This window comes from Pseudomonas sp. ENNP23, assembly GCF_001728945.1.
Classification (GTDB): Bacteria; Pseudomonadota; Gammaproteobacteria; order Pseudomonadales; family Pseudomonadaceae; genus Metapseudomonas; species Metapseudomonas otitidis.
Window position 1 is genome coordinate 1 of sequence record NZ_LYSP01000079.1, and the last position, 9,872, is coordinate 9,872.

The following is a 9,872-nucleotide window of genomic DNA, read 5'->3' on the forward strand; positions in this document are numbered from 1 at the left end:
TGCCTTGCCAGAGCGTTTGTAGAGCGCTTTTCCCTGCGTTTTCTAGCGCGTTACGTGTAGCTCAGTTCTTGTGGTAGACCGAGTGCATGCGCAGTCATCCGGCTGCGCATGCACTGACTGCTCAGAACAGCGGCAGGGTGTAGCCGAGGATCAGCCGGTTCTCGTCCACGTCGGTGGTCAGCCCGTTGCTGGAGCGGAAGGTGGCGTTGCGCAGGCGCACGTTGAAGCCCTTCAGCGGGCCGTCCTGGAAGACGTAGGCCAGGTCGGTGTCGCGCTCCCATTCCTTGCCGTTGCGCACGCTGGCCGTCTGCACGTGTTCACCGCTCACGTAGCGGGTCATGAAGCTCAGGCCGGGGATGCCCAGGGCGGCGAAGTCGAAGTCGTAGCGCGCCTGCCAGGCGTCCGTCTCGGCCTTGGTGAAGACGTTGAAGGTCACCAGGTTGACCGAGTACGGGTCCAGCCCCGGGTAGGCGAAGTCGCCGTCGCCGGAGAGGTTCTGGTAGCCCAGGCCGACCTTGTGGGCGCCCATGCCGAGGGTGAGCATGCCGTTGAAGAAACGGTTGTCGATGCGCCCGCCGTCCACCCGCTTGGCGCTGCGGTAGCGGTGGTCGCCGTGCTCGCCGGTGTCGAAGTAGCGCAGGTCGGTCTTCAGCGTCACCCCGTCGCCGAGGCTGGCGTTGTGCACCAGGCCGACGAAGTGCTGGCGGTAGATGTCCTCCATCTGCGCGGCGTAGTAGCTGAGGGTCAGCCCCGGGTTGACCGCGTAGCTGCCGCCGATCAGGTCCAGGTGCGCGCTTTCCACGCCGCCGTAGTTCATCTCGTCGTTGCTGGAGGAGTCACGCAGGTTGATCTTCTCCAGCCGGCCGACGTTCAGCGTCAGCCCATCCACGTCCTGGGAGGTCAGCAGGCCGCCGGAGTAGGTGGAGGAGAGCAGGCGCACGTCGTTGTAGGCGGCCACCGGCAACTGCGGCTGCAGGGTGCCGAGCTTCAGCACGCTGCGCGCCAGGCGCAGCTTGGCGGTCACGCCCAGCTCGCTGTAGGTGTCCTCCGGCTCGTGGCTCCGGGCGCCGTAGGGCAGCAGGCCGGTGCCGCGCCGGCCTTTGCCGGAGTCGAGCTTGATGGCGGTCTGGCCCATGGCGTCCAGGCCGAAGCCGACGGTGCCTTCGGTGAAGCCGGACTCGTAGCGCAGGGTGAAGCCCTGGGCCCATTCCTCGGCCTTGGCCTGGGCGGCGCCGTGCTGGCGGAAGTCGCGGTTCATGTACATGTTGCGGGCTTCGACACTGGCCTTGCTGTCGGCCAGGAAGTCGGCCCGTGCCACGCCACCGAGGCCCAGCGCGGGGCCCAGCAGGCAGGCGAGTGCCAGCGGTTTCGGGGTCCTGATCATTGTTCTTGTCTCCAGGATTGAGGGGAAACCATCGCCGTCGGGTGGGCGATGGCGGGCATACTCTAGGCATTTAGTTAATATTTTAACAATACGACTGGAGACCTACCTTGGTTGGGTGGGTGACCTTTGTGTATGTTGGTTGATATTTAACTAATTGATTTATATGTGATTAATTGAATTCAGGACGCGAGATAAGCCCATCTGAGACGCAGCGGCCCCGCGAAGAGGTGTTGACAGTGCGCGCAATAAAATTAACTTATTAACGGAATTGCGTTCCCCGTCCCGCCCTACAAGAACAACAAGGAGCCACCCCGATGAAGATCCTTCCCCTCGCTACCCTGTGCCTGGCCCTGCCGCTGGCGCACCTGGCCCAGGCCGCCGATGTGATCACCCTCAAGGTGGCGCATTTCCTGCCTTCCACCTCCAACGCCCAGGCCAACATCATCGAGCCCTGGTGCGCGCAGTTGACCGAGGAGTCCGCCGGGCGCCTGCGTTGCCAGCTCTACCCCTCGATGCAGCTCGGCGGCACGCCGGCCAAGCTCGCCGACATGGCGCGCAACGGCGTGGCCGACATCGTCTGGACCGCCCCGGCCTATTCCGCCGGCAAGTTCCCCCGGGTCGAGGCGCTGGAGCTGCCGTTCGTGCTGCCCAGCGGCGGCGCGCGGGGCAACGCCATCATCTGGGACTACTACGAGCGCTACGCCAAGGACGACTTCAAGGGCTACAAGGTGCTGGTGGTCCACGGTGACGGCGGCATGAGCCTGCACACCCGTGGCCAGCCGGTGAAGACCCTGGCGGACCTGGCCGGGCTGAAGCTGCGGGCCTCCAGCCGCACCGCCGCCAAGACCGTCGAAAGCCTGGGCGCGACCCCGGTGAGCATGCCGCCGGCGCAGATGACCGAAGCCATTTCCAAGGGCGTGGTGGATGGCGCCCTGGCCGCCTGGGAAGTGGTGCCTGCCACCAAGCTCGACGAAGTGACCCGGTACCACACCGACGTGCCGGAAGGGCAGCCCGCCGTGGGCTACACCGTGCTGGCGATGCTGATGAACCCGCGCAAGTTCGACAGCCTGCCGCCGGACCTGCAGGCCATCATCGAGCGCAACAGTGGCAAGGCCCTGTCGGAACGCTTCGCCAGTGCCTGGGACAAGGCCACCGATGCCGCCGTTGCCGCCACCCCGGCCGACGCGCGGGTGACCTTCGCCGAGGCCGACTACGAAGCCCTGCGCAAGGCCTCGGCCGGCGCCGTCGAGCAGTGGATCGGCGAAGCCGACGGCAAGGGCCTGGACGGCCGTGCCCTGGTCGACGGTGTGCGCACCCTCGCCAGCGAGGCCCGGTAAGCACCATGAAGGAATCCCTGGATTTCACTCCGGCGGCGGACCTCGGTCCGCTGCAGCGGGGCCTGTTGCGGGTGGCCGAGGCCTTCGCCCTGGCCGGTGGCCTGGTGCTGATCGCCCTGGTGGGCATGTCCATGCTCTCCATCATCGGCCGCAAGCTGTTCTCCACCCCGGTGCGCGGTGACATGGAGCTGATGGAAGTCGGCGCGGCCATCGCCATCGCCGCCTTCCTGCCGCTGTGCGAGCTGCGCGGCATGCACATCCGCGTCGATGCCCTGAGCAACTGGCTGCCGGCGGGCATCCGCCGTGGCCTGGACACCCTGGCCCACCTGCTGTGCGCCGCCGCGGCCGGCCTGCTGGCCTGGCGCACCGCGCTGCAGATGGTCGACAACCGCGAATACGGCGATGCCACCACGCTGCTGGCGCTGCCGCTGTGGATCCCCCTGGCGCTGATCGTGCCCAGCCTCGGCCTGCTCGCCCTGTGCGCGCTGGCCCGGGCGGCGCGGGTACTGGGCGGCGGGGGTGCGGCATGAGCGGCCTCGCCCTCGGGCTGATCGCCCTCGCCATCACCATGAGCCTCCTGCTGCTGCGGGTGCACATTGGCATCACCATGCTGGTGGGCGGCGCCGCCTGCTTCTGGGCGGTCAACGACGGTGACCTGTCCTCGCTGCTGTTCACCCTCAACGACCTGGCCTATTCGCGGCTGTCCAACTACGACCTGGCGGTGATTCCGCTGTTCGTGCTGATGGGCCAGTTCGCCACCCACGGTGGCTTGTCGCGGGCCATCTTCCGCTGCGCCTCTGCCTTCATCGGCCACTGGAAGGGCGGCATGGGCCTGTCCGCCATCGGCGCCTGCGCCGGCTTCGGGGCCATCTGCGGATCGTCCCTGGCCACCGCCGCCACCATGAGCCACGTGGCCCTGCCGGAGCTGCGCCGGCACAACTATTCCGGGCGCCTGGCCACCGCCACGGTGGCGGCGGGCGGCACCCTGGGCATCCTCATACCGCCGTCGGTGCCGCTGATCATCTACGCGGTGCTGACTCAGGAATCCATCGCCAAGCTGTTCGTCGCCGCCATCGTGCCGGGGGTGATCGCCATCCTCGGCTACATGCTGGTGCTGCGGATCATGGTGGCGCGGGACGAGAGCCAGGCCACCGTCTCCCCCCGTGCCAGCACGGCGGAGCGGCTGCGCGCGCTGCTGGGCGTGAGCCCGGTGATCGGCGTGTTCCTGGTGGTGATCGTCGGCATCTACGGCGGCTGGGCCAACCCCACCGAGGCCGCCTCCATCGGCGCCGCCGCCTGTGGCGTGCTCGCCATGCTGCAGGGCGGCATGCGCTGGAGCGGGCTGCGCGCCAGCCTGCTGGGCACCGCCGAGACCACCGCGATGATCTTCCTCGTGCTGCTGGGCGCCGACCTGCTCAACTCCGGCCTGGCGCTGACCCAGATGCCCGGCGAGCTGGCGGCCTGGGTGATCGGCAGCGGCCTGGCGCCGATGCTGGTGCTGATCCTGATCCTCGCCCTGTACCTGCTGCTGGGCTGCGTGATGGATTCGCTGGCGATGATCCTGCTGACCATCCCGATCTTCTACCCGATGATCATGGGCCTGGATTTCTTCGGCCTCGGCGAGACGGAGAAGTCCATCTGGTTCGGTATCCTCGCGCTGATGGTGGTGGAGATCGGCCTGATCCACCCGCCCCTGGGGATGAACCTGTTTATTGTCCAGCGCGCCGCCGGTGACGTGCCCTACGGCGAGACGGCACGGGGCATCGTGCCCTTCCTCTGTTCCGACCTGGTGCGCATCGCCCTGCTGGTGGCCTTCCCCGGGCTCAGCCTGTGGCTGCTCAGCCTCTGATCCAACCGGCCGCCTGCGGGCGGCCGTTTCCTTCCTGCCGCTGCGGAACCCGCCCATGACCCCGACCGTTGCCCAGCCCCAGCGCCTGATCGTGCTGCTGGCCGCCCTGGTGGCCTTCGCCCCGCTGTCGATCGACATGTACCTGCCGAGCCTGCCGCGCATCGCCGCCGACCTGGGCGCGCCGGAGTCGGCGGTGCAGCTGACCATCGGCGTGTTCCTCGCCGGGCTGTGCCTGGGCATGCTCGCCTACGGGCCGCTGTCCGACCGCTACGGCCGGCGCCGCCTGCTGCTGGGCGGCATCGCCCTGTACCTGGTGGCCAGCCTCGGCTGCGTGCTGGCCAGCGGCGTCGAAGCGCTGATCGCCTGGCGCCTGCTGCAGGCCCTCGGCGGGGCCGCGGCCTCGGTGCTGGCGCGGGCCATCGTGCGGGACCTGTTCCCCCTGCGCGATGCGGCCCGGGTGCTCTCGCTGATGCACCTGGTGACCATGTTCGCCACCCTGGTGGCGCCGCTGCTGGGCGGCTACCTGATGCTGGTGGCCGGCTGGCGCTCGCTGTTCGTGGTGCTGATGGTGTTCGCCGGGCTGTGCCTGCTGGCCACCGCCTGGAAGATCCCCGAGACGCACCTGCCGGAGGCCCGTGGCCGCACCCTGGGCGAGGCCTTCCGCGCCTACGGGCGCATGGCGCTGCAGCCGCTGGCGCTGGGCTACATCTTCTGCATGGGCCTGTGCTTCGCCGGCATGTTCGCCTTCATCACCGCCTCGCCCTTCGTCTACATCGGTTACTTCGGCGTCTCGCCCCTGGGCTATGCCTGGCTGTTCGGCCTGAACATCGCCGGCATCATCGTCGCCACCTTCCTGAATGCCCGGCTGGTGGGGCGCGTGTCGCCCGAGCGCATGCTGGCCTGGGGCACCGCCGTGGCCGCCGTGGCCGGGCTGGCCCTGGCCGGCGTGGGGCTCGCCGGGGTCGGCGGCTTGCCGATGGTGGTGGCCTGCGTGGTGGCGTACGTCAGCGTCACCGGGTTGCTCGGCGCCAACTGCCTGGCCTGCCTGCTGGCAGCCTACCCGGGGCAGGCCGGTGCGGCAGCCGGACTCGCGGTGGCCACCCAGTTCGGCCTGGGCACCGCCTGCAGCGCGCTGGTCAGTGCCCTGTACGACGGCACCCCGCTGCCCATGTGCCTGGTGATCGGCGCCACCGGCATCGGTTGCCTGCTGGCCTACCGGCTGGCCCGGCGCGCATCCCACAGGCAATAGAGCAGCAACAGCACGCCGGCTGCGGCCAGCACCGGCGGCGCGCCCAGCTGCGCCGCCAGCAGGCCGGCGAGCAGCCCGCCGATGGCGTCGAAGCCGAAGCGCACCGAGGTGTACAGCGACACCACCCGCCCGCGCAGAGTCTCCGGGGCCGAACTCTGCAGCACGATGTTGGTGCCGACGTTGCTGCTGGAGATGCCGAAGCCCAGCACCGCCATCGCCACCAGCGACAGCCACAGCTGCGTGCTCCAGGCGAACACCAGCATGGCCAGCCCGCTGGCCGCCGCCGAGGCGAGGATGACCCGGGGCAGGGCGCTCGGCGCCCGGTGGCTGGCCAGCAGCACGCTGGAGGCCAGTGAGCCGAGCCCGGCGGCGCCCCAGAGCCAGCCGAGGGTGGTGGCATCACCGGCGAAGATGTCCTTGGCGAACACCGGCAGCAGCACCACGTAGCTGGAGGCGGTGAGGTTGACCGCCATCACGCTGAGCATCATCGCCTTCACCGCCGGCGTGCCCCGTGCATAGGCCACCCCTTCGCCGAACACGTTGCGGAACGAGCCGCTGGCCCGCGGGATCGGCCCCATGCGCACCCACCACAGGCCCAGCATCAGCGCGCCGTAGGAGAGGGCGTTGAGGGCGAAGCACAGCGCCTCGCTGACCACCCCCAGCAGCAGCCCGGCCAGGGGCGGGCCGACGAAGCGGGCGAGGGTGAAGAGCATGGCGTTCAGTGCCAGGGCGTTGGCCAGGTCCTCGCGCTCGTCGACGAAGCGGCTGAGCAGCGACTGGCGCAGCGGCGTGTCCACCGCGTTGAGCACCCCCAGCAGCCCGGCCATGAACACGATCAGCCCCGGCCCGATCAGGCCGCTGGCGGTCAGCGCCGCCAGGGTGGCGGCCTGCACCCCGAGCAGCGCCTCCACCGCGATCAGCAGGCGGCGCTTGTCGTGCCGGTCGATCCAGGCGCCGGCCAGCGGGCCCACCAGCAGTTGCGGCAGCAGCGCCACGAAGGTCACCAGCCCCAGCAGTGCCGAGGAGCCGGTAAGGCGATACACCAGCCAGGCCAGCGCCACCTGCTGGATCCAGGTGCCCAGGGTGGAAACGGCATGGCCGAAGAAATACAGGCGGAAGTTGCGGTGGCGCAGGGCACGCAGGGCGGTGGGCCAGGTCATGGGCGGGCGGCGGCAAGGGGCGGGGCGCCCATGCTAATGAAAAACGCCGTTCATTAACATATTCATATCCGCCGCGATGGGGGCTTCCCGAGCCGGGTGGGGCAGGGCGCCGGCAGCCCCCGGAAAAGCCGGGCATGAAATCGCGAAAATCCCATGAAAAGTACAATCGACCCTGTGGAACGTCCATTCAGGGGGATCGTTCATATCTTCATAATGTGCCCGAACCCCACCGGGTAGTCAGACCGCATGTCACGCATGCCGGGTGTTCCGGAGCGTTCGCGGTAGCGCCTGCCTGCGACCAACAATAACCAGGGCCTCCAGATGAAAAAGACAAATCCCCTGCTCGACGCACTGCGGGAAATCCTCCCTGCCATCGCCGCCAATGCCGCCCAGGCCGAGCGTGATCGCATGGTCCCCGCCGAGAACATCGCCATGCTCAAGGGCATCGGCATGCACCGTGCCTTCCAGCCCCGCGCCTACGGTGGCCTGGAGATATCCCTGCCGGAGTTCACCGAGTGCGTCATCGCCCTGGCCGGCGCTTGTGCCAGCACCGCCTGGGCCTTCAGCCTGCTGTGCACCCACAGCCATCAACTGGCGATGTTCCCCAAGCAACTGCAGGACGAAATCTGGGGCAAGGACCCGGACGCCACCGCCAGCAGCTCCATCGCCCCCTTCGGCCGCATCGAGGAAGTGGACGGCGGCGTGCGCTTCAACGGCGAAATGGGCTGGAGCAGCGGTTGCGACCACGCCGAGTGGGCCATCGTCGGCTGCCGCCGGCAGAACGCCGAGGGTGAGCTGGTCTACTGCTTCGCCGTGCTGCCGCGCAGCGACTACGCGATCCGTGACGACTGGTTCGCCGCCGGTATGCGCGGCAGCGGCACCAAGACCCTGGTGATCAAGGACGCTTTCGTCCCTAACCACCGCATCCAGGCCGCCAAGGACATGATGGAAGGCCGCTCCGCCGGCTTCGGCCTGTACCCCGACAGCAAGATCTTCTACACCCCATACCGCCCATACTTCGCCAGCGGCTTCGCCTCCATCAGCCTGGGCATCGCCGAGCGCATGCTGGAGGCCTTCAAGGAGAAGACCAGAAACCGCGTGCGGGCCTACACCGGCGCCAGCGTCGGCACCGCCACCCCGGCGCTGATGCGCCTGGCCGAGTCGACCCATCAGGTGGCCGCCGCCCGCGCCTTCCTGGAGAAGACCTGGCAGGACCACGCCGCCCACGGCGAGCGCCACGAGTACCCGAGCCGCGAGACCCTGGCCTACTGGCGCACCAACCAGGCCTACGCCGTGAAGATGTGCATCCAGGCCGTGGACCGCCTGTTCGAAGCCGCCGGCGGCACCGCCTGGTTCGAGGGCAACGAGATGCAGCGCCTGTTCCGTGACTCGCACATGACCGGCGCCCACGCCTACACCGACTACGACGTCTGCGCGCAGATCCTCGGCCGCGAGCTGATGGGCCTGGAGCCGGACCCGAGCATGGTCTGACCCCGCCACCCGATAACAAGAACGCCGCCCTCGCCAGCAGGGCGGCCAGCGAGACGACTATGACTACCCAAGCGTGCTTCGACCCGCGCGACTTCCGTCGCGCGCTGGGCAACTTCGCCACCGGCGTGACCATCGTCACCGCCGCCACCGCCTCGGGCGAGAAGGCCGGCGTCACCGCCAACAGCTTCAACTCCGTGTCCCTTGACCCGCCGCTGATCCTCTGGAGCATCGACAAGCGCTCCGGCAGCCTGCCGGTGTTCGAGGCGGCCAGCCACTTCGCGGTGAACATCCTCGCCGCCGACCAGATCGACCTGTCCAACCGCTTCGCCCGCTCCAAGGACGACAAGTTCGCCGGCTTCGAGCACGAGGTCGGCCTCGGCGGCTCCCCGCTGTTCGCCGACTGCTCGGCGCGCTTCCAGTGCGAGAAGTGGGCGCAGATCGAGGGCGGCGATCACTGGATCCTGATCGGCAAGGTGGTGGCCTTCGATGACTTCGGCCGCTCCCCGCTGCTCTACCACCAGGGCGCCTATTCCATGGTCCTGCCCCATGCGCGGATGACCCGCAAGGAAGAGGAGCGCCCCGCCACCAGCGCCTTCCAGGGCCGCCTGCGGCACAACCTCTACTACCTCATGACCCAGGCCCTGCGCAGCTACCAGGCCGCCTACCAGCCGCGCCAGCTGTCCACCGGCCTGCGCACCAGCGAGGCGCGCATGCTGATGGTGCTGGAGAACGACGCCGGCCTCGACGAGTGCGGCCTGCAGCGCGAAGTGGCGATGCCCAGGCGCGAGATCGAGGAAGCGGCCGCCATCCTCCGGCGCAAGGACATGGTGGTGGAGCAGGGCGGCAGCTACGCCCTCACGCCGCTGGGCGTGGAACAGGCCGAAGCGCTCTGGAGCATCGCCCAGGAGCAGCAGGACAGCGTCTTCAGCCAGTTCAGCGCCGAACAGGTGGAGACCTTCCGCAGCGTGCTCAAGGCCATCATCGCCGCTGCCTGATCCGCATCGGCAGGCTCGGTCAAGCGCCGGGCAGGGTCGTGCAAGACCCTGCCCGGACTCTCCACGACGACAGTACTCATGGCCGCCGTGTCGACGCAGAGGAGCCGATGCCGCGTGTTCGGAATTAACGCGGACCCACCTTGAATCTGTCGTGGCAAACACTCTCGCACGGCTCTAAATGATCAGAAATAAATACTTACAGAATTTGCTGTGCCAGCAGTCGCGAGGGTTAGCGCGGTGCTGCGCAAGAAGTTGCGCAGGTTAGGTCTGCTAGGTTCCGGCGCTCGTCTCGAAGCGGTCAGTGGGGCTTTGGTTTTGAGATCCCTTAAGGCCATAGGCCAGCCGTGTCGAGTTTCAGTCACCGGATACAGGGACGTGCCCCATGAGTGGAAAACCTGCTGCCCGCG

Annotated in this window: 8 protein-coding genes; 6 read left to right on the top strand and 2 right to left on the bottom strand. The window is 68.3% G+C overall.

Annotated elements, in window-relative coordinates; genetic code table 11:
- Positions 1-121 precede the first annotated feature (121 nt).
- The gene (locus A9G05_RS25725; RefSeq protein ID WP_069563638.1) at positions 122-1,384 is read right to left on the bottom strand and encodes an OprD family porin; all 1,263 of its coding nucleotides are present in this window, start codon (positions 1,382-1,384) and stop codon (positions 122-124) included.
- A 314-nt stretch (positions 1,385-1,698) separates the two neighbouring features.
- On the opposite strand from A9G05_RS25725, the gene A9G05_RS25730 reads away from it, so the two are divergent.
- The 4 genes from A9G05_RS25730 to A9G05_RS25745 are packed head-to-tail and all read left to right on the top strand — an operon-like array spanning position 1,699 to position 5,819.
- Complete coding sequence (locus A9G05_RS25730; protein WP_069563639.1) at positions 1,699-2,721, top strand: TRAP transporter substrate-binding protein; 1,023 nt, start codon at positions 1,699-1,701, stop codon at positions 2,719-2,721.
- A 5-nt stretch (positions 2,722-2,726) separates the two neighbouring features.
- Positions 2,727-3,251: a TRAP transporter small permease gene (locus tag A9G05_RS25735; protein WP_069563640.1), complete on the top strand. Its 525-nt coding sequence runs from the start codon at positions 2,727-2,729 to the stop codon at positions 3,249-3,251.
- Positions 3,248-4,570, top strand: coding sequence for a TRAP transporter large permease (locus tag A9G05_RS25740; RefSeq protein ID WP_069563641.1), 1,323 nt, complete (start codon positions 3,248-3,250; stop codon positions 4,568-4,570). The genes A9G05_RS25735 and A9G05_RS25740 overlap by 4 nt, the downstream gene beginning before the upstream one ends.
- 55 nt (positions 4,571-4,625) lie before the next feature.
- A complete protein-coding gene (locus A9G05_RS25745; protein ID WP_069563642.1) occupies positions 4,626-5,819 on the top strand; it encodes a Bcr/CflA family multidrug efflux MFS transporter in 1,194 nt (397 codons plus the stop codon).
- Here A9G05_RS25745 and A9G05_RS25750 read toward each other — a convergent pair.
- Positions 5,783-6,979, bottom strand: a complete 1,197-nt coding sequence (locus A9G05_RS25750) for an MFS transporter (protein ID WP_069563643.1) — start codon at positions 6,977-6,979, stop codon at positions 5,783-5,785. The genes A9G05_RS25745 and A9G05_RS25750 overlap by 37 nt on opposite strands.
- A 321-nt stretch (positions 6,980-7,300) precedes the next feature.
- Here A9G05_RS25750 and A9G05_RS25755 point away from each other — a divergent pair, with 321 nt between their 5' ends.
- Positions 7,301-8,470, top strand: a complete 1,170-nt coding sequence (locus tag A9G05_RS25755; protein WP_069563644.1) for a p-hydroxyphenylacetate 3-hydroxylase oxygenase component — start codon at positions 7,301-7,303, stop codon at positions 8,468-8,470.
- A 59-nt stretch (positions 8,471-8,529) separates the two neighbouring features.
- The gene (locus A9G05_RS25760; protein WP_069563645.1) at positions 8,530-9,465 is read left to right on the top strand and encodes a p-hydroxyphenylacetate 3-hydroxylase reductase component; all 936 of its coding nucleotides are present in this window, start codon (positions 8,530-8,532) and stop codon (positions 9,463-9,465) included.
- The last annotated feature ends 407 nt before the right edge of the window (positions 9,466-9,872 follow it).

Coding starts and splice junctions, on each gene's coding strand:
- A9G05_RS25750 (WP_069563643.1), bottom strand. CDS start 6,979: ATGACCTGGCCCACCGCCCTGCGTGCCCTGCGCCACCGCAACTTCCGC.
- A9G05_RS25755 (WP_069563644.1), top strand. CDS start 7,301: ATGAAAAAGACAAATCCCCTGCTCGACGCACTGCGGGAAATCCTCCCT.
- A9G05_RS25730 (WP_069563639.1), top strand. CDS start 1,699: ATGAAGATCCTTCCCCTCGCTACCCTGTGCCTGGCCCTGCCGCTGGCG.
- A9G05_RS25740 (WP_069563641.1), top strand. CDS start 3,248: ATGAGCGGCCTCGCCCTCGGGCTGATCGCCCTCGCCATCACCATGAGC.
- A9G05_RS25760 (WP_069563645.1), top strand. CDS start 8,530: ATGACTACCCAAGCGTGCTTCGACCCGCGCGACTTCCGTCGCGCGCTG.
- A9G05_RS25735 (WP_069563640.1), top strand. CDS start 2,727: ATGAAGGAATCCCTGGATTTCACTCCGGCGGCGGACCTCGGTCCGCTG.
- A9G05_RS25725 (WP_069563638.1), bottom strand. CDS start 1,384: ATGATCAGGACCCCGAAACCGCTGGCACTCGCCTGCCTGCTGGGCCCC.
- A9G05_RS25745 (WP_069563642.1), top strand. CDS start 4,626: ATGACCCCGACCGTTGCCCAGCCCCAGCGCCTGATCGTGCTGCTGGCC.